Raw genomic sequence first — 19,590 nt, 5'->3', positions numbered from 1 at the left:
CCATCCGCATGGAAAGGCGCGGTCCAGAGCGGTGGGCGGGACGCGCGTGCGGTCCGCGGCAAAGGTGTACGGGATGCCAGGTTCGGGGCGCGCTCCGGGTGGGCATCTCCTACCCTGTCGGGTTCCTCCCCGAGTGCCCCGACTGAGCCAGCCCCTCCCCGCACCCCCGACCGACCCACCACTCACGAGGGACCGCCCATGAGTGAGGACGTCATCCGGCCGCGACCCGTCGTCGACCCCGCCCTGCCCGAGCAGCGGCGCGGGGAAGCCCTCCGGGAGGGGGATCCGCCCGGCCCCGAGGACGGCGGAGGCGAGGGCGCCACCCGCCTGGTGCGGTTGCGCGAGGGCGGCGTCCAGGTCCTCGGCGTCGGGTTCACCATGGTCCTGGCCCTGCTCACCGCCGGGTGGTACCTGGCCATGGTGATCGCCAGCATCAGCCTGGTCGCCTACGTCGCCGCCCTGGCCTGCCGCCGCGACGCCCATCCCGTCACCCGCGCCGCGGGCGCCGCCGCCGGGGCGGGCACGGTCGCCACCGCCCCCGCCTGGCTGATGGACGTCGTCCCCCAGGACCCCTCCATGGGTATGCCGTGGGCGCTGTTCGGCCTTCTCGTGGCCATGGTCACCGCCGACACCCTCACCTCCCGGGCGTACGGACCGGCCGGGAGGCGCCGGCGCGAGCACGTGGTCCTGCCCGAGGACCTCAGCGAGGCCGACCACGCCCTGCTCGTGCGGGTCCAGGACACGATCGGCCTCGTGTGCGAAGCCCGCGAGGAACTCGGCGGCGAGGCCCTGGACGGTGACCGGGCGCTGGCCGTCCTGCGCGAACAGGAGTGGCGCATCGCCTCGCTGCTGGCCCGCCAGCGCGAACTGCGCCGCGCCCACCTGCGCCGCTGGCAGCGCGCGGTCTCCCCCCGGGTCCGGGAGGCCCTCAAACCGCAGCGGGAGTACCTGCACGCCGTCGAGGAGGCGGTACGCGCCCGGGTCGACCAGATCACCGAGTACGGGCGCCTGGTCCAGGAGGCCGTGACCGCCCACCGGGAGTGGGAGCAGTGCCAGGAGGCACTGGACTCCACCGCCGAGTACGCCGACCACGTCGCCGCGGCGGCCTTCCTGGGCGTGAGCTCCGCCGAGGTCGGCGAGCTCGCCGCCACAGCCGCCCTGGCCCGCAGGGTGCGCGACGAGAGCGTCGAGCGCGCCTTCCGGGGCGGGCGCCGCCTGGCCGCCTCCACCGGTGCGGACGGCCGCGCCCGTGACGGCGGACGGAACGCCAGCACGGGCGCGTGGGAGGCGGCCGCCCCGTGGGGCGCCGAGGCGCCGGGGCACGCCGGGCCGGACGGGACCGGGCGCGGGAGCCCCGCCCCACGGCCGCCAACGGCTGACCGCGCCAGCGCACGGATGCGGTGAAGATCACTCCGGCGGCGGCTCCGGCACCCGCTGCGACCAGCCATGGCGTAGCTGTCCGATTGCGGACAGCGAGCTCTCCGGCAAACGGTCCCAAACACTTCCGGCTTCTGAGACATTGGGCGCATGAGCGAAGTCAGGGAGAGCATTCGCCACCCCCTCGCCGCCGCCGAGGAGGCCGTGGCCGTCCGGGTCGCCTCGGGCCGGGGGGGATACGTGGAGATCCTCCGGCACGCCCGGCAGGCCCTGGCCGACGCGCTGGATGCGGGCTCCGACCCCGACGGCCCCGACGTCAGCGCCGCGCTCACCCAGCTCACCGACCACGTGGACCGGGCGCTGGCCGACCACGTCCACCGCCAGCGCCGCTGGCCCCCGCGTACCGACGGCGAACGCCTCACCCGCGCCTTCCGCGCCCTGGACGAGGCCGGGGTCATCGCCCGCGAGGACTTCGCCTGCTGCGACGGCTGTGCCAGGACCGCACTGGACGGCGAACTCGCCGCACGCAACTCCAACCCCAGCGGCCTGGCGGCGCGGGGCTACGCCTTCTACCACCACCAGGACGCCGGGCACGCTGCCGGGGGCGCGCCGCTGACCATCCGCTTCGGGGCCACCCATCCGCTGCGCCGGGCCGCCGTGGGCGAGGAGACCGCCGAGGCCCTGCGCGCCCACGGGCTCACCGTCGACTGGGACGGCGACCCCGAGCGGGGCCTGCGGGTGCTCATGGACTGGAACCGCCGCCGCTTGGGCCGCCAGGCCGCCTTTCCCGGCCCCGCCGTGAACGCCGAGCCCATGGTCGAGGTGGCCTTCGACAGCCCCGGCCCCTACGAGGCCCCCGAGTGGGTCTCCCACTACGAGGGCCGGGTGAGCGTCCGCGAGCTGTCCCGGATGGTCCTGCCCTGGCTGCCGCGCTCCTTCGTCGCCACCCTCACCAGCGACCGGGGGGACAGCGTCGCCCTGGAACGCGACTTCGACCTGCTGCGCGTGCGCCAGGGCCCCGCGCTCTCCCGGGAACGCGTGGAGGAACCCCTCAGCCGCTGGGCGGTCGGGGCCCTCTGGCCCCGCGAGGAGGCCCGCCCCGACCCCTCCGGCCTGCTGGAGGTCCACTACGCCGACACCGCCGAGGGCGGTCTGGGCTTCATGGACTACCCCGTGCCCCTGGAGACGGCCGCCGCCCGCCACGTCGTCTACCAGCTCACCCCCGCCAAGGGCACGTTCGCGGTGTTCACCGCGGCCAACGGTCGGGTCGTCCAGATGATGTGGGAGAGCGGCCCCCGGCTGTGGCTGGAGAGCCCCTCACCCGGCGAGGGCCTGTCCCGGGGCCGCCACGTCACCCTGCCCGAGGCGGAGGAGATGGTGCGCGTGCTGGCCGAGGAGGGCCGGGTGGCCCTGGCCGACCTGGGGGAGCTGAGGGTGACCTCCTGGTGAGCCGCCGGAGCCGGGGCGCCCCGCTCAGCCGAAGTTCGCGCCGAACCCGAAGAAGGCGCGGACCTTGGGCGGAATCAGCACCAGACCCACGATCACCAGGTTGTACGCCAGCATCAGCACGTAGACCGGCAGCTGTTCGGGCGTGTAGATGAACACCGTGAACATGCTGAACAGCACCATCACCGACACCAGCAGCTGCACCAGGATCACGGCCCCGTAGACCAGCCGCGAGCGGGTCATCACGCCCGCCGCCGCGAAGGCCGAGAAGACCCCCCACAGGCCCAGCGGGAACACCGGCCCCCAGCCCTGGCCGCCGGGGTCCCCCAGCGCCGCTCCCGCGTACGCGGCCGTGAGCACCAGCAGGTAGAGCGCGTTGAGCCCGAGCATCACCGCCGCGATGACCACCGGCACGGGCCCGCCGTGCCCCGCCGGGGCGAAGCCCGCCTGGGGCCCGGACGCACCCGGGCGCCCGGGCAGGGGTGCCCGACCCGTCGGATGCCCCGAGGGGGCCGCGTAGCGGCCGGTTCCCGCTCCGGGGGCGGTGGAGGAACCCGGCGGTGCGGCGTACGGGCCCGCCGCACCCGGCCCGTGCGCGGCCGGCCGGAGGCCCGGCGCCTGGTGGGGACCGCTCGGACGGTGCGGACCGCCGTACCCGTGGGGCGCGCTGTTCCCGTGCGGGCCGGACGGGGTGCCGGACCACGGTGTGTGCGCTCCGCCGCCGGAGGGCTCCCCGCGGTCCCTGGCCCGCCGCTCCCGCGCCAGGAGGGCGAGCGCCTCGTCCGGGCTCGGCCGCGTCGACGCGTCCCGGCTCAGCAGGGCCCCGATCAGCGCCCGCAGCGGTGCGCTCTCCGGCCCCCGCGGCCCCTCGTCCAGCGTCAGCCGGGGCGGCACCGGTGCGGTCAGCACCGCGCTGATGATGCCCGTGATGCTGTCCCGCTTGAACGGCGAACGCCCCTCCAGCAGCGCGTACAGCGTCACGCCCAGGCTCCACAGGTCCGACGCGGGCAGCGCGCGCTCCCCCTCGAACCGCTCGGGGGCCATGTACTCGGGGGAGCCGATGTACACACCGGTCTGGGTCAGGGCGGTGCTGCCGTCGACGTTGGCGATCCCGAAGTCCGTGAGCACGGTGCGGTCGTCGTCGGTGAGCATGATGTTGGCGGGCTTGACGTCCCGGTGGGTGACCCCCGCCGCGTGCGCCGCGCGCAGGCCCTCCAGCAGGGCGCGGGCGGCCTCCTCCACCCGTTCCACCGGCAACGGCCCGCGGTGGTCCAGGTGGTGTTGCAGCGAGGCGCCGCTGAGCAGCTCCATGACGATCCACGGGTTGCCGTCGTGCTCGAGGACGTCGTGGACGGTCACCACCGCCGTGTTGGTGATCCGCGCGGTCGCCCGTGCCTCGCGCAGCGTGCGCTCACGGGCCTCGGCGTGCTCCTCGGGGGACATGCCCTGGGGGAGCAGGACCTCCTTGACGGCCACGTCGCGCTGCAGGGAGGGGTCCCAGGCACGCCACACCGTGCCCATCCCGCCGACGCCGAGCCGTTCCCGCAGCTCGTAGCGGCCGACGGAGGAACGACCGGGAGAGGACATGGGCACGCGTCCCTTCGGGGGTGGGGGAGAGGAGGGGAGGAGCGGCGACTCGGAGTTCCGGGAGTACGGGAGCACGGTGCGCAGGCCAATCTATCCAAAAAAGCCCGCCTGCGGCGCTTTGCGGGGTCCTGGCGCGTTTCCCGGCGGAGTTCCCGCCATCGGGGGACTTCGGGGCCGGCGGGCTGTGTGTTGTGGGTGGTGCGGGTCGTTCGCCTAGCTGACAGGGGCGGCGGGGGTGATGGCGCCGGGTGGCTCTGGACCCTCCTGTGCCGCGCCGTGACCGCTGGCCGCGTCCGTCGCCAGGGCGAGGAGCGCGTGGGCCAGCACCAGCCCGCACACGGCCGCGCAGGCCCATCCGAGGGCCCGGCCCCCGCTCACGATCAGCACGGCGGCCACGGCGGCACCCTGGAGGGCGGCCACGAAGGGAGCGGCCCCAGGCCAGCCGATGTCCAGGCCGAGGATCGGAGAGACCGCCTGCGCGAGGGAGAGCACCGCCGACGCCGTCAGCAGGGCGGCCGTCGCCCCGGGGCGGGGCAGCCCGATGCCGCGCAGCAGCAGGAGAAGGGCCCAGTGCGCGCCCGCGAGCAGGACGCAGGGCAGGACGACGACGGCCAGGACGACCGCGGGGCCCGCGCCCAGGAGGGTGGCGAGCGCGAGGAGGCCGAACAGCAGCAGTAGCCCGCAGGTGAGCAGCGGGTACAGCACGGCGGTCACCAGGAGGACAGCGGCACCGGCGCCGGAGGGCGGGCCGGGTCGGGGAGCGGGAGGCGGGGGCGGAGCGGGCGGGTGGTCCATGGCAGCGGGGTTCCCGGTCGCGGACGTGGTGGGTGGTTCCTTCCCCGGTGACGGCTGCGCACTCCGAGTGGGCCGTGCCGGGGTGTGGCCTGGGAGCACCGTGGGAGGGAACCCGGGTCCTATGTCGGGTTTCGGCTATGCGCCAATGGGGACTCGGGCAGCCACTGAAGACGGTTCAGGTACCGAGTACCAGTCCGGTTGATTGCATGGTGTCCGCTTTTGGTGGAGAAACTGGGTGTGACGCCCCTCATAGTGGCTACGTGGGTAGAAAATTGTGGCCTGGATGTTTTCGGGTGTTTCGGAAGGCCAATCACGCCTGCTACCTGCGCAAACGTGGAGAAGTGAGGGTTTTGTACCCCCTGTTCCGGGGAGGTGGGCCCCCGGAACCGGAAAACTCGTCGCGTTGCGCCCATCTCTGCCCGGGGTGATGACGCACCATAGAGGATGGGGTAAAGACATCGGGGGCCTTGCGGTCGCGCTCGGCCGCGTGCGGTGAGCACGCGTGCGCGGGCGGGATCCGTGGGGCCCGGTGTCTGTGCACGCCCCCCAGGCCGAACCACGACGCAGGAGCCAGCAGATGACGCATCAGCACGTCCGACGGGGCGGTTGGCGACGCATGGTGATGACGTTTCTGCTGTTGACGGGTTTCGTCGTACTGCCGTTGAGCGGTGCCCAGGCCAATCCGCTGTGCCCGGGCGAACCTGCGCCGCTGCCGGAGTCGGCCGGGAGCGGTTCGGACGGCCTGCTGGTGCCCCCGCAGTCGCAGTCCTCCATCGAGGGCTCCACGGACGGTCTGCCGCCCGACGCCAGCATGTACGGCCAGTACGGCACCGCCGGCCAGCAGTGGCACATGATCACCGAGTCCTGCGTGGACGGGATCAGTAACGGCGCCCAGGCCACCCTCGCCAACACCGCCTGGGACCTGTCCAAGACCATCAACCAGTCGACGATCACCGTCTACCAGGCCGCGACCTCGGACGGCCTGCTCGCGAGCTTCAACGAGCTGGTCGAGAACGTCGTGGTCACGCTGCGGGAGGGGATCTGGCGGCCGCTGATCCCGACCGTGGTCATTCTCGGTGCGCTGTGGCTGGGATGGTTCGGGCTCATCCGCAAGCGGATGACGCTCACGATCGAGTCCAGCATCTGGATGGTCGCGGCGACGGCTCTGGGCCTGTGGATCCTGGTCAACCCGGCGCAGATCATGGGTATGGCCAGCAGCCTGGTGAACTCCGGCAGCCAGCTGGTGACGAGCACCGTCGGCCAGGTTCCCTACGGGGGCGGGTCGGGGACGTGTCCCCCGGGGGCCCAGGCGCCGGAGCGGGCGGACTGGGAGTCGGAGGCCGACTTCCAGGTCAGGCGCAACGCGGACATGCTGTGGTCGAGCCTGGTGTGCCAGCCCTGGGTGGCAGGGCAGTTCGGAAATGGCGATATCGCGGAGATCGCGGCTCAGGAGCACGCCGCAGACCTCATCACCGCGCAGGGTATTAGCCGTATAGAGCAACAGCAGATCGCTGATGGAGATCTCGAAGCGACGCCTTTGGTCGAAGAGAAGCAGGCGGCCTATGAAGAGATCGCTTCGAACGTCGAGTCTTCCTTCCCCAGCGTGTATCCTCTCTTTTCGGGGCAGGACCAGGGGAGCCGTCTTGGAGTCGCTACTCTGGCGCTTTTCGCTTCGATCTTCGCCGGTGGCCTTATCCTGGCGGGGTCGGTCGCACTTATCGTTCTGAAGATCGCCTTCCTTCTTCTCTTTCTCCTTGCACCTGTCTTCCTGCTGATCGGTATCCACCCGGGTTACGGACGCATGGTCCTGCTGCGCTGGGTGGAACTGATGGTGGGCTTCCTGCTCAAACAGATCTTTATCGTCCTCCTGATCTCGTTGCTGGTCATGTGCTACGGCATGGTCATGTCCACCAGTCTGGGATGGGGCCTGCAGATGATTCTGCTGGCGCTCTTCACCGTGGCGCTGTTCGTCTACCGCAAGCCCTTCGCCTACCTCTTCGCCTCGGTCAACGCGAACACCTTCACCTCGCGCATCGTCAGCGACGCGGCGCAGAGCCAGGCGCTCAGCAAGAGCGCGGTCGTCCTCCCCCCGGTCGCGAACCTCAAGGCCCAGGCATGGGGTCTGCGCCGAGGACCGCAGATCGCCGGGGTGGCCGCCGGGGTACCCGCTGGCGGAGGCGGTGTGCCGACCAGTGGCGTCGAACCGGGGGTCGGGGACGAGGCTCCGGCCGACGGCGGTCCCGTCCGCGCGGAGGGGGCGCGGGCACGTGGAACCGCAGGATACGGAAGGGTCCGCGACAACGCGGCTCCCCCGCTCAACGTCTCCAGGAGCGCTCCGGCGGGCGGTGGCGGTCCCCGTAGCGGCGCGCCGACCCGAAGCGGTGACCAGGCGCCCAGCCTTTCCGGCGGTGGCGCTGGCGGAGGAGGCCGGGGATCCATCCCGCCCCGGCCCAGCGGCGGCTACACGGGCACGGGAGACACCGGTTGGGCGTCGGTGTTCGGTACGGGCTCCGGCAGCCGGGGCGGTTCCGAGCGGCGCGACGGGGGAGGCGGCTCCGTGTTCGGAGGCGGCGCTCCCGCCTCGGGCGGTAGCCGCGCGGCCAGTTCCGAGCGGCCTGACCCCGGCACCGGCCGTGGCATCTTCAGCGGGCGCGAGGACACCCCGCCCCGAGGCAACCCTGACGCCCGCGGTTCGCGCTGGAGCGCTCCGCGGGAGAGGCGGGACCGACCGGCACCGCAGCGTCCGGCCCGGCCCGCTCCCTCCCACGAGGGCCGTGGCCGCGGTGACGGAGACGGCGGCTGGATCACCGGTTCCGGTAGGCGCAAGGACGACGCTCCCATCACCCCCTTCTGGGGCGAGAGCAGCTCCACCACGAGGGACCGGAAGCGCGACGTGCCCTTCTGGCTGAACAACGACTGAGGAACAAAGGCCCCGACCGATGCCCAACCCTCTCCCCGAACGTGCCCAACGGGCGGTCTTCGTCGGCCTGATCGTCGTGCTGGTCGCGTTCGGCCTGTACATCAGTCTCGGAGGCTTCGGGGGAGAAACCGAGGAGGAGCCGAACACGGCTTCCCCGAACCCCGGAACCACCCCGGAACAGCCTGGAAGCGGAGGAGGCAGCGGCCCGAACGGGCTCTCCAACGTCGAGCCGAGCCCGATCCCGACGACCGCCGCCGAGGATGTCGACGTCCTCGAGTGGTTCCCCTTCTCCGAGCAGGAACTCCAGGCGGCGGGCGCCGTGGCGCGCTCCTTCGCGGAGGCTTACGGGACCATCGACTACACCGAACCCCCCGAGTCCTACTACGGCTCGATGGAAGCTCTGGCCACCGACGAGTTCGCCGAGGTGCTCGCCGAAACCAGCAGGGTCGGTGCCTTCTGGGCCGAAATGTCCGAAGCCGAGGCCGTGGCCGAAGGGCGTGCGGAGATCGACTCGGTGCGGACCTTCGGGGAGGACTCGATCACCTTCGTCGTGACGGCGCAGTCCATCACCGAGACCGCGAACGCCCAGTTCGACGAGGAACTCGGACAGTTCGCCGTCACCGTCGAGCGCAGCGGTGACTCCTGGCGTGTCTTCGACTTCCAGCCCGCGGATGTCGGGCAGTACGGGGAGGAGTAACCCGAGTGATCTCCCTTTTCTCCCCCAAGTCCTCCGACAGGGGAGCGGCGGGCCTCTGGGTCGGCGGCGCCGTCGTGGTCGCGGTCTCCCTGATGATCATGCTGGCCATGTTCGTGATCCCCGTGATCACCAACACCACCCAGCAGATCGGGTCCTTCGTGGCCAACGGGCTGACCTGCTCTCCGAACGCGGACGCCGAGCAGCCGGACGCGAGTGGCTACGCCATGGACTCCATTCCGGAGAACTACCTGGAACTCTACGTCGAGGTCGGTGAGGACCGGGGGGTCCCGTGGAACGTCCTCGCGGGCATCGGGCAGGTGGAGTCCCACCACGGCCGCTGGGACGGACCGGGTATCACCGAGGGACACAACGACTGGGGTGCCGCCGGACCGATGCAGTTCGGGGCCCTGGACGGCTCGGCGGCGGGTAACAGCTGGGGCGGGGAACCGATCCAGGCGGTCGAGGACCGTCCGGAGAACGGCTACGGCGTGGACGGCAACGGGGACGGGATCGTCAACGTCTACGATCCCGCTGACGCCATCCCGGCCGCTGCTGACTACCTGCTGGCTCACGGCCTGGAGGAGGATGTTCGCCGGGCCATCTACGGCTACAACCACGCCTGGTGGTACGTGGACGACGTCCTGGGTTGGGCTGAGGAGTATGCCGAGGGCAACTACGACACCTCCGGTTCCATCCGCACGGCGGTTCTGTGCCAGTTCGACGAGGCGGGCGCACCCATCGGGCGTGCTCCCGACGAACTCACGCAGGCCGTCATCGACTGGGCCCTGGACCAGCGCGGAAAGCCGTACATCTGGGGTGGCACCGGCCCCAGCGGCTATGACTGCTCAGGTCTGACGATGAAGGCGTATGAGAGTATCGGCGTCACGATTCCGCGTGTGTCCCAGGACCAGTGGAAATTCGGCCCCGAGGTTCCCATAGGCGAGGAGCAGCCCGGTGACCTGGTGTTCTTCGATGTGACTCGGGCGGGGGAGCCGCCCGGACCCGGGCATATGGGAATGGTGATCGGCGACGGGCTGATGGTGGAGGCCTGGTGCACCAACTGTGGACCGATCGCGGTGCGCGAGTACGATGACCCCAATCGTGCGGACATCGTGGGTTTCACCCGTCCGCTTGAGCACCCGGACGTGAAGGCCCAGCTGGAGGCACAAGATAGCCGTGGTTGAGGAGAAGGCACCACCCCAGAAGCAGGGGCTGCACGGGTGGAAGGCCGCCGCGGCGGTCTTCGGGGGCGGAACACTGGCGGCCTTCGGGGTCTTTGGAGTCCTTCTCGGCCTTGCCAGCATGTTCTTCAACTTCACTTCCTCCGGCATGGCGGGCGGGGACGAGGGCTCCGGTGGCAACCCCGCAGAACGCATCGGGGAAGCCCGGTCTTCGTTGGAGGAAGGCGAGATGAATGTCTGCGAAGACAACATCGAGTACCTGTCTTCTGTCAACGTCACGCGCCAGGACGGCAATGAGGACTACGTTGACACCGCATCCGGTGGTCAGCCAGAAATCGAGGGGGCTGAGCGAGTAGTTCGGGATGAGTGCCTATGGACTATCGTGCCCAGTTCAGGTTCTTCGCTTTGGGATTTTCATTTCTCCTATGAGGCGGTCATCGATGCTGAAGAAGGGGAGGCAGTTGAAGAAGTCGCTGCTTCCAGGTATGCGGTTCTCAAGTCTGAACTTGCGAGCAACCTCACTCAGGTCGATTCCGAGGGGGATGCCGGATTTGGCGATAAATCCCACTCCGTCTACGGAACCGGGGAACAGGGCCAATCGGTGTACATAGCTCTTGTTCAGACGAAGAGTGCCGTCTACCAGATTCGATTCGATGATCGGACGGGAAGCTCGGTTGGAACCGTTTCGGAGAACGAGTTCAAGAATGAGGCCAGAAAAGTCTCCAGCTTCCTTGGGTACGGTTTCGAGTACTGGATCCCTGAGTAAGAGTTCGTTGGCTTATGCGGTCATCCGGAGGGAAGGCCCCATGGCGGCCGGAGCAGTCCGATAAAGCCTGTCAGGCCACCCCGGCCATGAAGTGGTGGCGGCACAGGGTCGCGTACGACTCGTTGCCCCCGATGTGCACCTGCTCGCCCTCGTAGACCATCACGCCGTCCACCACGCGCGCGTTGTGGGTGGCGCGGCTGCCACACCAGCAGCGGGCCGACACCGGCAGCACCTCCACCTTGTCGGCGAGCTCCACCAGGCGCTGGGAGCCCGGGAACAGCTGCCCCTGGAAGTCGGTGAGGATGCCGTAGCAGTACACGTCGATCTTCATCCCGTCGACGACGCCAGCGAGCTGTCCCACCTGCTTGGCCGACAGGAACTGTGCCTCGTCGCAGATGGCGTAGGGGGCCTTGCGGTCGGCGATGTCGTCGTACAGGTCCAGGCCGTCGGTGACCTCTATGGCGGGCGACTTCAGGCCCAGACGGGACGAGATGATGCCCGCGCCGGCGCGGTCCTGCCTGGTGTAGAGGACACCTTCCCCGCCGCGGGAGTGGTGCTCCTGGAGAGCCATGGTGCTCTTGCCCGAGTTCATCGCCCCGGTGAAGTACTTCAGCTCCGCCATGTCTCTTCCTGCGTCGGGGGTCGTGGGGTGGTGGGGGCGCTGTCAACGGCTCTCGGATCCCCGCAGCGTCGGCCTCTGCCGCGCCGGGTCGCCTGCCGTGGCCAGCAGCGAAGATACCAGTGCCCGCCGAGGTGCCCGGAACCGCTGTCCTCCCGGCCCCGTCTCACTTCCAGGAGAGCTTTCCCGAAGGAGCGGGAAGTCCGCGCCCGTTCCGGCGTTTGTGGGCCTACCGCTCCCGACAGCCAGTCAGACCGAAAACGTAAGTGTGGGATGCCGCACGCATCATTGCCCTCGGCTGTGACTCCACTGTCATCTTCAGGTTCGTGGGAAGCGTGCCTTTCGGCGGTGCCATAACCCCATAGGACAGCGTCGGTGCAGCACACGAGAGGCGCACAGGCCCACGGCAAGGCTGCGGGAACGCCCTGTGCCTGATGCGCGGCGAGAGAAGGAAGTCCACTTAGATATATTTAGCTGCTCCATGCCCGAATAAGGCTGGAATTTCGAAGGGGGATGCGGCATTGAGGCGTGATCAGGTCACTCAGATGGTGGAGAGCCGATGGTTCTCCAACGTGATGCTCATGGTGATTCTGGTCAACGCCGCGATTTTGGGTTGGGCGACTTACCAGGATTCGGCTCTTCCATATTTGGTCGTTGTGGAACGGATCGTCGTCGGTCTCTTCGTCGTGGAGATGACTCTCAAGCTCTACGCCTGGCGCTGGCGCTTCTTCCGCGACCCGTGGAACTGGTTCGACTTCTTCGTGGTCGTCGTCTCCCTGATCCCGGCTACCGGACCGTTCGCCGTGCTCCGCATCCTGCGGGTGCTGCGGATCCTGCGGGTGATCACCGTCGTACCGCAGATGCGCCAGATCATCACCGCCCTGTTCAAGGCCGTGCCGGGGATGGGCACGGTGATCGGGCTGCTCCTGGTCGTCATCTACACGGCGGCGATCATCGCCCACCAGCTGTTCGGCGAGGACGTCCCGGAGTTCTTCGGCAACCTGGGCACGTCGCTGTACACGATGTTCCTGCTGATGACCATGGAGAACTGGCCGGACGTCTCGGACGCGGTACTGGAGCAGCACCCGATGGGCTGGGTGTTCTTCGTGCTCTACATCGTGCTGACCACGTTCATCATGCTGAACCTGGTCATCGGCGTGATCGTGACCTCGCTTGAGCAGGAGGTCAGCGAGGTCCGCTGGGCCGAGGACCAGGAGATCGAAGAAGTCCAGCACGAGGCGGTCATGACGCGGCTGGCGGAGCTGGGGCGGCAGGTGGAGCGCCTGGACCGGCTGCTCCGCGAGCGCGAGGCCGCGCCCGCCGTCAACGGAGCCAGCGCGCCGGAGGCCGACCGGCCGCTCGAAGCGTTGGAGTCCGTCGGGGAGTGCGAGGGGACCTCCGCCCGGAACTCTCGCAATGATCTTGAGTAGTGCCACGGTGAAGCACCCGGATGCCCGGGGGCGGGCTTCCGGGTGGTGTGCTGTGTGCGCACCGGGGCCAGGGATGGCGGGGGAGGGGTGTGGGAGGTCCGGGTGCGCTGCAGTCCACGGCCGCGAACGGTGTTGAGGAAGGTGGTCCACTCCTCGGCGGGGAAGGGGAGGTGCCCGGCGCCGGGGTGCTTGGAGTCGCGGATGGCGGCACCGCCGCAGCCGTTCTTGCGGAAGCCCTCAGAGATGTGGGCGACTTCGGCGCACTCCTGCCCCTGGGCGCTGTGGCTGCTCCTGCGGAACTCAAGTCGGACGGTCATGCCATGTCCTCCGGGGACCGCAGCACATCGTCGGTGAGCTGGAACGAGAGGGGAGTGGAGGGAGCCACGCTCTGCACATTGCCGAATGCCAAGGTATATCGCTCCATTTCCTCCGGTTGATCCAGGTGGAGACCTTCCACGGCCGTCTCCACGTAGGCGATCGGGGGATCCCTGGGATTCGGGAAGTCCAAGATCGTGAACGGCCCAGCGAGGGCCAGGTGGGCTCCTGCGGTGTACGGCAGGACCTGGACACCGATGTGATGCCGAAGGGCCATGTTCTTGAGATAGGTGAGCTGCTCCCGCATCACCTCAGGGCCGCCGATAACGCGTCTCAACGCACCTTCGTCGATGACTGCCGCCGTGTGCGGCGGTTTGATGCGGTTGAAGATGTTCTTGCGCTCCATCCGCGCCCGTACACGGCGCTCCACAGCGCTTTCCCCTAGGACGCGTCCGGCGCGCATGACAGCGGTCGAGTACTCGGGGGTCTGCAGGAGCCCTGGGACCGTGAGTCCTTCGAACCTTCGGACCAGTGAAGCCTCGGCCTCGAAGTCAGGAAGGGCGTTACCTCCGAAGACGTCCTTGTAACTGGACCACCACCCCGACTCTGTGGACTCGCGGGTGAGCCCGTGTAGGGCTTTCCGCTCCTCTTCGGAAGCACGGTAGAGATCGGCGAGTGCATCGATGTCTCGGGCTCTGACCCGCCTGGCTGTGGCGTTTTCGATGCTGCTGATCGTGGACAGGGGAACACCGGGCTCCTTGGCGGCTGCGGCCAGCTTGAGACGGTGGGCCTCGCGTAGGCGGCGCAGCTCGCGGGCCAGGCGACGGCGGCTGCCGCCCCGTTGACCGACCTGGGCGCGAGGCCACCGTGCCGCTGGCCAGTTTCGTCCGCCCCGTTCACCGCCACCGCACCGGACGGCACCTGACCTGCCGTTACCGATGCGGCCTCACTTCCAGGGACGCCCGCCTCAAACCCAGGAGGAATGGGCTGGAACTGAGTGCCGAATCCGGTCGGGGCCTGGCCACGGTGCATGCCTTCGCCACCGAGTGGGGAGACAACGGCCAGGCGGAGTTCCGCAGTGTGTGGTTCCTGCTGGCCTACGACCTGACCGGCAACCCGTGGAGCACCACCGACGACTGATGCTCGTGCGCTGACATGTCCGTGACATGAGACGGGCCCAGGAAAGCGTTGCAGCGCTTCTCCCGGGCCCTCAATCCCGAAATCCAACCCTCAGAAAGTAAGGAGACAGGATCTGATGCGGAATCCTATCCCCTCGCCCCGCCGCCCTGACGACGTTCGCCGCATTCGCCCGTTCTCGCGCCGCACCCCGCTCGTCGGCCCGGCCTGCCCGGTATGCGAGCACCCCTCCTGCCGGGAGAGCCGTGCCCAGTGCCTGCCCCGCCTCGGGGGTCACCGCGCCGAGTTCGCCGTGGAGCACGCCAGCGCCGCCGAGGTCCAGGCCCGGCACCACCACCTGATCGTCTACTTCGGCGAGGCCACGCAGTCCTTCTGGGCCATCACCCCCGCCGGCATGGTCGAGGCCCGCGACGTCGACGCACTCCTCCTGGCCCTGTGGCCGCACACCGACCCGCCCGCCGCCCGGCCCTGGGCCGGGCCCACCGCCGGACGCGTCCCCGTGGCCGCCTGAGCAGCGGGTGAACCGCATGACGGCGAGGGGCGCAGAGTCATCTTCCATCGCTGTGTGTACTCGCCTGCCTCTTCGGGCAGTGGCATGACCGGTAGGGGAAAGCACGACACCGAGGAGGTTGTCATGGCTTCTGAGCCCGCGAGCCCGCTCAAGGACAAGAACTACAACCTGGTCTGGGCCATCCACCAGTCGCTGGAGAACGTCTGGCGCCTGGAGACCTACATCCAGGACGCCGAGAGCCGGGGTGACGAGGAGCTCGCCCGCTGGTTCCGCCGGATCCAGGAGAACAACCAGAAGGCCGGTGAGCAGGGCAAGCAGATGCTTGTCGAGCGCATCAAGAAGGAGAACGGCTGACCTGCCGGTCCCTCCCTTCCGCTCATAGAAAGGCGCCCCCGGCCGGGGGCGCCTTTCCGCGTGTCCGGGGTACGGCCCAGAGCACCGCCGGTAAGCGTGTTGACCGTTCCTGGCCGCACTGGTCTCCGCTGGGGCGGACGTGCACGGGCCGGGACCATTACGGCGGACCTGGCGGGGGTTCCCGAAGAGTCACCGCCGATGCCGGTCCCTCGAAGGGCACCCGATCCGGGGCCGGTCCGGCTCAGGGCGGCGAGCGGCTCCGGCGCGGTCCGTTCCCGCCCGGGTCAGGCGGTCACCGAGAGCACGAGGGCTTCGCGCTCGCCGGGGCGCTCCGCCCGCAGGGCCCGGGATGCGGCGACCAGGTCGGCCGCGGTGCCCGGCTCCGGGATCAGGCTCGCCACCGTGCCGTCGCTCAGGTGCGTGCGCAGCTCGCTCGGGTGGCCGTCGGAGTGGTGCACGAGCACCATCCCGTCCACGTCCCGGCACCACATTCCGGGGAAGTCGCACCCGGCGTGGATACCGGGGTCGGCCGAGCGCGCCTCGTCCCAGGTCACCACGTACAGCGGTCTGCCGTCGGCGTCGCGGTAGGTCAGACGCAGCCCGTTGTTGACCTCGTGCACCTGGCTCGGTTCCCAGTCCGGGTGGTCCAGCACCGCGATGGTCTGCTCGAACGACAGGATCTGCGTCCGTGAGCGCTCGTCGGCCGCCCGCGCGCGGACCTGTTCGCTCACGCTGGGCAGCGCGGCCAGCAGCAGGCTGATCACCGCCATGGCGGGCAGCAGCCCGGGTTTCCAGCGGCACCCCGGCCGGTTCGCCGCCAGCGACGCGCCCATGCCCAGCGTGCTGATCGCCGCGGTCAGGAAGGCGATGTTGGCGTTCGTCCCGCCGGGCAGGCTCATGACGTCCGGGGCGAGGAAGGTGACCACGACGGGCGTGACCATGGCGGTGGCCGTGACGAGGGCGGCGGAGGCGGCGGGGTGGTTCACCCCGCAGTGTTCCAGCCACTGCGTACTCAGCCAGAACATGAGCAGGATGACCCCGGCGACCACCGGGGTCAGGAGCAGGATGCCCTGTCCCGCGCCGCTCATGGTCAGGGCGTGGGCCGTGTCCCACACGCCCACGGGGAACAGGGACATCAACGGGGCCCACACCAGGCACAGGGTGAGGATCGCGCCGACCGCGGCGACCCGAGGCCGACCCGTGGATGCGCGAGGCAGCACGCCGTCCATCAGACCGAATCATCCTCCTGGTGGGAATGACACGTTACGCCTGTTGTGACTTGGGAGCCAGATGTGCAAGAAGGGATTTCCGCTTGACTCTGGCGTCCCCCAAGGTCGAGGGCGGGTTAAGGCACGGTCTCGGGTTGTTGCGCGAATGGTCGACCCTTCACACGAATCCGTTACCGGCCGCCGGGTCGCGACCGCCACTACCGCGGCCGCCCCCTCGCGGCCTGCCGCTCACGCGACCAGGAGGTCACGTTCGGTCACCGGTCGGGGCCGTCGGGACGGCGAGGCGTCGGGTGGGCACCACCGCCGGTCCCGACACGGCCCAAGGGAGCCCACCGGCGGTGTGCCGGAGGCGACCCCGGGTCCTGCCCGGACGCCCCCGGGACGCGGGCCTCCCGCGACTGGTCACCGGGGCACCGAGGTCCGCGGGAACTCCCGGTCCCACGGTCCCCCTGCCCAGGCGGCCGGACCCTACTCGCCCAGCTGGCGGCGGAACGGTCTGCGGGCGGACTCGAACTGCGCCCAGGCCGGGTCGAGCTGGCTGCGCAGCTTGATCTCCCCCTCCGGCCAGTCCATCAGGGCGGCCTCGAACTCGGGCAGCACACCCGAGTCGGGGTCCAGGTAGTAGCGGTAGTCGCGCCTGCCCCCCGCGGTCTGGCGCATGAACAACGCGCCGTTGTCCCCCAGCACCCCGCTCACCCGGGCCTCCAGGTCGTCCAGGGCCGAGGCCGAGGCCCCCTCGGGCAGCCTGTCCTCGTTCATGTGCGTGTAGGGCACCACGACCTGCACGAACAGCGAGAACGCCGGGAAGTCGCGCCGGGTGAGCGGGTGGCGCAGCAGGATCTCCACCGCGCCCTGCAGCGGGACGCGGCCGTGCAGGGTCACCCAGCCGCCGGAACCGCCGAGCATGTCGGCCATCTGCCGCACCACGGCGGGCATCGACGTGGGCGGCAGCGGGTCCAGCGGGGGCTCGTCCAGCGGCGCTGTCCTACCGATCCACCGGACCGTGTCGTCCTCGCCCAGCGCCAGCATGGTGACGTGCTCGGCCAGGCGCTCGCGGGTCTCCCCGGACAGGAACATGTTGTCGGGGTGGTACACGCCCACCTCGATCCGGCCGCTGGCGTGGTCGACCCGCATGGACACCGACACGTGCGACAGGTCCAGCTCGTGGTCGTCCCAGCGCACCGTGGCGGACAGCTGGTCGTGGTCGGCCGGGCGCACCGGACGGAACGCCCACCGGTCGTCCCCGGGTGCGGAGCGGGCCCAGCGCTCGGACTGGATGCGCGCCTCCTCCGAGGCCCCCGGGCGCAGGGTCAGGGCGTAGGCGGGGCCCCCGGTGAGCCGGGAGGGGTCGTCCAGCGCCGCGAGCTGCTCCAGGAGCTTGCCGGGGTCCACGTCCGGGGACAGGTCCAGGTCCCCCACGCCGCCGCCCCCGGGTTTGGGGGCCGGGCCCACCTCCCACTCCAGGTCGGGGTGGATCGCGCGGACCAGGGCGGTGACGCGCTCGGAGACCTCGGGGGGTACGGGCTGGTCCGACTCGACCGCGTCGGCCAGCGCCTCACGCGCGGAGGGCCAGGCGTCCCAGAACTCGGTGACGGCGGTGGTGGAGTCGGCGGAGCGGCGACGACGGAACAGAGCCATGCCCCGATTTTCGCAGAACCGGAACACCACCCTCGCCGCTTCCGCGCCCGTGCGCCGGCCCCCCGCGCGCGGTCCCGCCGACGGGCCCGGCCGACCCGCGGCCCCCGCCCCCGGCGCCCGACGTGTCCCAGCCCTCGCCCGGTCCCGGTGAAAGGGCGTGGCCGCGACCCCCGGCGGGCGCATACGCTGGACGCACTATGACTTTGCGTGTACTGGCCGCCATGTCGGGCGGGGTCGATTCCGCGGTCGCCGCGGCCCGGGTGGCCGAGGCGGGCCACGACGTCACCGGCGTCCACCTGGCGCTGTCCAAGAACCCACAGTCCTACCGCACCGGCGCGCGCGGCTGCTGCACGGTGGAGGACTCCCACGACGCCCGCCGGGCCGCCGACGTCATCGGTATCCCCTTCTACGTGTGGGACATGTCCGAGGAGTTCGACCGCGAGGTCGTCCAGGACTTCGTCGCCGAGTACGAGGCGGGCAACACCCCCAACCCGTGCCTGCGCTGCAACGAGAAGATCAAGTTCGAGGCCGTGCTGGACCGCGCCGTGGCCCTGGGCTTCGACGCGGTGGCCACCGGGCACCACGTCCGCAAGGTCGACGGCCGCCTGGTGCGCAGCGTGGACCAGGCCAAGGACCAGTCCTACGTGCTGGGCGTGCTCACCGCCGAGCAGCTGGAGCACGCGCTCTTCCCGCTGGGCGACTGCACCAAGGAGGAGGTGCGCGCGGAGGCGGAGCGGCGCGGCCTGTCGGTGGCGGACAAGCCCGACAGCCACGACATCTGCTTCATCGCCGACGGCGACACCAAGGGCTTCCTCAACCGGCGCATCGGCGAGCGGCCGGGGCCGATCCGCGACGAGGACGGCAACGTGGTGGGCACGCACGACGGCGCGCACACCTTCACCGTGGGCCAGCGCAAGGGCCTGGGCCTGGGCGGAGCCGCCCACCCCCGGTACGTGCTCTCCATCGAGCCGGTGAACAACACCGTCACGGTGGGTCCGCGCTCCTCGCTGCGCGTGGACGCCATCACCGGTGTGCGCCCGGTGTGGAGCGGGTCCGAGCCGCTGACCGAGCCGACCGACTGCCACGTGCAGCTGCGCGCCCACGGGGAGGTCTACCCGGCCCGCGTGTGGCAGCGCGAGGGCGGCGGGGGCCCCGAGCTGGTGGTCGAGCTGGCCGAGCCCGCCACGGGCGTGGCCACCGGGCAGGCCGTGGTGGTCTACGAGGGCGACGCCGTACTGGGGTCGGCCACGATCTCCGCCACCTCCCGGGCCACCGCCTCCGCCTGAGCGGTCCCGGGCCCGTGACCCGTGGTTCGTCCGAGCGGTCCGGCCCCCGCCCCCGGGGCCCGGACCTGCGGCGACGGGCCCCGGCCCGGCGGCCGGCGTGGGGCTCGCCACCTCGCCCGGGAGCCCGAACCCCTTGCCGGGGTTAGGTAAGGCATAGCATAGTTGCGGGGCGAGCTAACGACGTGGTGCGCGATAGCTGACATCCCGGCCTGAGCATGCGAACGGCCGTGCGGGACGATCATGATTGTGACGTCAAAATGGGCCCGCACGGCCTTGAGCCATCGTATCTGCACCGGGATCCC

Annotated in this window: 15 protein-coding genes and 2 pseudogenes; 10 read left to right on the top strand and 7 right to left on the bottom strand. The window is 70.4% G+C overall.

Annotation, left to right across the window (positions count from 1 at the left end):
- Window positions 1-198 precede the first annotated feature (198 nt).
- Together FYW95_RS19270 and FYW95_RS19265 are read left to right on the top strand one after the other, a co-directional pair.
- Window positions 199-1,194: pseudogene (locus tag FYW95_RS19270) on the top strand (hypothetical protein); the annotation flags it as partial.
- 333 nt (window positions 1,195-1,527) lie between these two features.
- Entirely contained in the window at window positions 1,528-2,826 is a 1,299-nt protein-coding gene (locus FYW95_RS19265; RefSeq protein ID WP_159941846.1) for a DUF6891 domain-containing protein, read from the top strand.
- 24 nt (window positions 2,827-2,850) lie between these two features.
- Here FYW95_RS19265 and FYW95_RS19260 read toward each other — a convergent pair whose 3' ends face one another.
- Window positions 2,851-4,410 (bottom strand): serine/threonine-protein kinase, encoded by a 1,560-nt coding sequence (locus FYW95_RS19260; protein ID WP_160050625.1) that lies wholly within the window; start codon window positions 4,408-4,410, stop codon window positions 2,851-2,853.
- Window positions 4,411-4,623: 213 nt separating this feature from the next.
- Window positions 4,624-5,124 (bottom strand): hypothetical protein, encoded by a 501-nt coding sequence (locus FYW95_RS19255; RefSeq protein ID WP_159941848.1) that lies wholly within the window; start codon window positions 5,122-5,124, stop codon window positions 4,624-4,626.
- A gap of 703 nt (window positions 5,125-5,827) precedes the next feature.
- On the opposite strand from FYW95_RS19255, the gene FYW95_RS19250 reads away from it, so the two are divergent.
- Genes FYW95_RS19250 through FYW95_RS19235 form a run of 4 tightly spaced genes read left to right on the top strand, consistent with a single transcriptional unit; the run spans window position 5,828 to window position 10,769 of the window.
- Window positions 5,828-8,125, top strand: coding sequence for a type IV secretion system protein (locus FYW95_RS19250; RefSeq protein ID WP_236567705.1), 2,298 nt, complete (start codon window positions 5,828-5,830; stop codon window positions 8,123-8,125).
- Between the two features lie 19 nt (window positions 8,126-8,144).
- Window positions 8,145-8,822, top strand: a complete 678-nt coding sequence (locus FYW95_RS19245; protein WP_159941850.1) for a hypothetical protein — start codon at window positions 8,145-8,147, stop codon at window positions 8,820-8,822.
- Between the two features lie 5 nt (window positions 8,823-8,827).
- Window positions 8,828-10,006 (top strand): C40 family peptidase, encoded by a 1,179-nt coding sequence (locus tag FYW95_RS19240; RefSeq protein ID WP_159941851.1) that lies wholly within the window; start codon window positions 8,828-8,830, stop codon window positions 10,004-10,006.
- Window positions 9,999-10,769: a hypothetical protein gene (locus tag FYW95_RS19235; RefSeq protein WP_159941852.1), complete on the top strand. Its 771-nt coding sequence runs from the start codon at window positions 9,999-10,001 to the stop codon at window positions 10,767-10,769. Before FYW95_RS19240 ends, FYW95_RS19235 begins: the two co-directional genes overlap by 8 nt.
- 70 nt (window positions 10,770-10,839) lie before the next feature.
- On the opposite strand, the gene FYW95_RS19230 is transcribed toward FYW95_RS19235, so the two are convergent.
- Complete coding sequence (locus FYW95_RS19230; protein ID WP_159941853.1) at window positions 10,840-11,391, bottom strand: thymidine kinase; 552 nt, start codon at window positions 11,389-11,391, stop codon at window positions 10,840-10,842.
- Between the two features lie 542 nt (window positions 11,392-11,933).
- Here FYW95_RS19230 and FYW95_RS19225 point away from each other — a divergent pair.
- Window positions 11,934-12,818, top strand: coding sequence for an ion transporter (locus FYW95_RS19225; protein WP_159941854.1), 885 nt, complete (start codon window positions 11,934-11,936; stop codon window positions 12,816-12,818).
- Window positions 12,819-12,952: 134 nt separating this feature from the next.
- Here the strand turns inward: FYW95_RS19225 and FYW95_RS19220 are convergent.
- Both FYW95_RS19220 and FYW95_RS19215 read right to left on the bottom strand, forming a co-directional pair.
- Window positions 12,953-13,135: pseudogene (locus FYW95_RS19220) on the bottom strand (DUF397 domain-containing protein); the annotation flags it as partial.
- Entirely contained in the window at window positions 13,132-13,953 is an 822-nt protein-coding gene (locus tag FYW95_RS19215) for a helix-turn-helix domain-containing protein (protein ID WP_159941942.1), read from the bottom strand. The pseudogene FYW95_RS19220 and the gene FYW95_RS19215, both read right to left, overlap by 4 nt.
- A 435-nt stretch (window positions 13,954-14,388) precedes the next feature.
- Here FYW95_RS19215 and FYW95_RS19205 point away from each other — a divergent pair, with 435 nt between their 5' ends.
- Entirely contained in the window at window positions 14,389-14,781 is a 393-nt protein-coding gene (locus FYW95_RS19205; protein ID WP_159941855.1) for a hypothetical protein, read from the top strand.
- Between the two features lie 123 nt (window positions 14,782-14,904).
- Window positions 14,905-15,135, top strand: coding sequence for a hypothetical protein (locus FYW95_RS19200; protein ID WP_159941856.1), 231 nt, complete (start codon window positions 14,905-14,907; stop codon window positions 15,133-15,135).
- A gap of 284 nt (window positions 15,136-15,419) precedes the next feature.
- Here FYW95_RS19200 and FYW95_RS19195 read toward each other — a convergent pair whose 3' ends face one another.
- Entirely contained in the window at window positions 15,420-16,364 is a 945-nt protein-coding gene (locus FYW95_RS19195; protein WP_236567706.1) for a hypothetical protein, read from the bottom strand.
- Window positions 16,365-16,832: 468 nt separating this feature from the next.
- Entirely contained in the window at window positions 16,833-18,002 is a 1,170-nt protein-coding gene (locus tag FYW95_RS19190) for a DUF695 domain-containing protein (protein WP_160050624.1), read from the bottom strand.
- A 197-nt stretch (window positions 18,003-18,199) separates the two neighbouring features.
- Between FYW95_RS19190 and mnmA the strand changes: the two genes are divergently transcribed.
- Window positions 18,200-19,288 carry a tRNA 2-thiouridine(34) synthase MnmA gene (mnmA, locus tag FYW95_RS19185; RefSeq protein ID WP_236567707.1) on the top strand — a complete coding sequence of 363 codons (1,089 nt, stop codon included), beginning with the start codon at window positions 18,200-18,202 and terminating at the stop codon, window positions 19,286-19,288.
- Window positions 19,289-19,590 lie beyond the last annotated feature (302 nt).

Source organism: Nocardiopsis sp. FR4 (assembly GCF_009830945.1).
In the GTDB taxonomy this organism is placed as follows: Bacteria; Actinomycetota; Actinomycetes; order Streptosporangiales; family Streptosporangiaceae; genus Nocardiopsis.
This window is presented reverse-complemented; position numbering and strand designations above follow the sequence as displayed.

Bases quoted from the DNA above. Each gene is read 5' to 3' on its own strand.
- FYW95_RS19265 (WP_159941846.1), top strand. From the start codon at position 1,528: ATGAGCGAAGTCAGGGAGAGCATTCGCCACCCCCTCGCCGCCGCCGAG.
- FYW95_RS19260 (WP_160050625.1), bottom strand. From the start codon at position 4,410: ATGTCCTCTCCCGGTCGTTCCTCCGTCGGCCGCTACGAGCTGCGGGAA.
- FYW95_RS19250 (WP_236567705.1), top strand. From the start codon at position 5,828: ATGACGTTTCTGCTGTTGACGGGTTTCGTCGTACTGCCGTTGAGCGGT.
- FYW95_RS19245 (WP_159941850.1), top strand. From the start codon at position 8,145: ATGCCCAACCCTCTCCCCGAACGTGCCCAACGGGCGGTCTTCGTCGGC.
- FYW95_RS19230 (WP_159941853.1), bottom strand. From the start codon at position 11,391: ATGGCGGAGCTGAAGTACTTCACCGGGGCGATGAACTCGGGCAAGAGC.
- FYW95_RS19225 (WP_159941854.1), top strand. From the start codon at position 11,934: ATGGTGGAGAGCCGATGGTTCTCCAACGTGATGCTCATGGTGATTCTG.
- FYW95_RS19205 (WP_159941855.1), top strand. From the start codon at position 14,389: ATGCGGAATCCTATCCCCTCGCCCCGCCGCCCTGACGACGTTCGCCGC.
- FYW95_RS19200 (WP_159941856.1), top strand. From the start codon at position 14,905: ATGGCTTCTGAGCCCGCGAGCCCGCTCAAGGACAAGAACTACAACCTG.
- FYW95_RS19195 (WP_236567706.1), bottom strand. From the start codon at position 16,364: ATGGACGGCGTGCTGCCTCGCGCATCCACGGGTCGGCCTCGGGTCGCC.
- FYW95_RS19190 (WP_160050624.1), bottom strand. From the start codon at position 18,002: ATGGCTCTGTTCCGTCGTCGCCGCTCCGCCGACTCCACCACCGCCGTC.
- mnmA (WP_236567707.1), top strand. From the start codon at position 18,200: ATGACTTTGCGTGTACTGGCCGCCATGTCGGGCGGGGTCGATTCCGCG.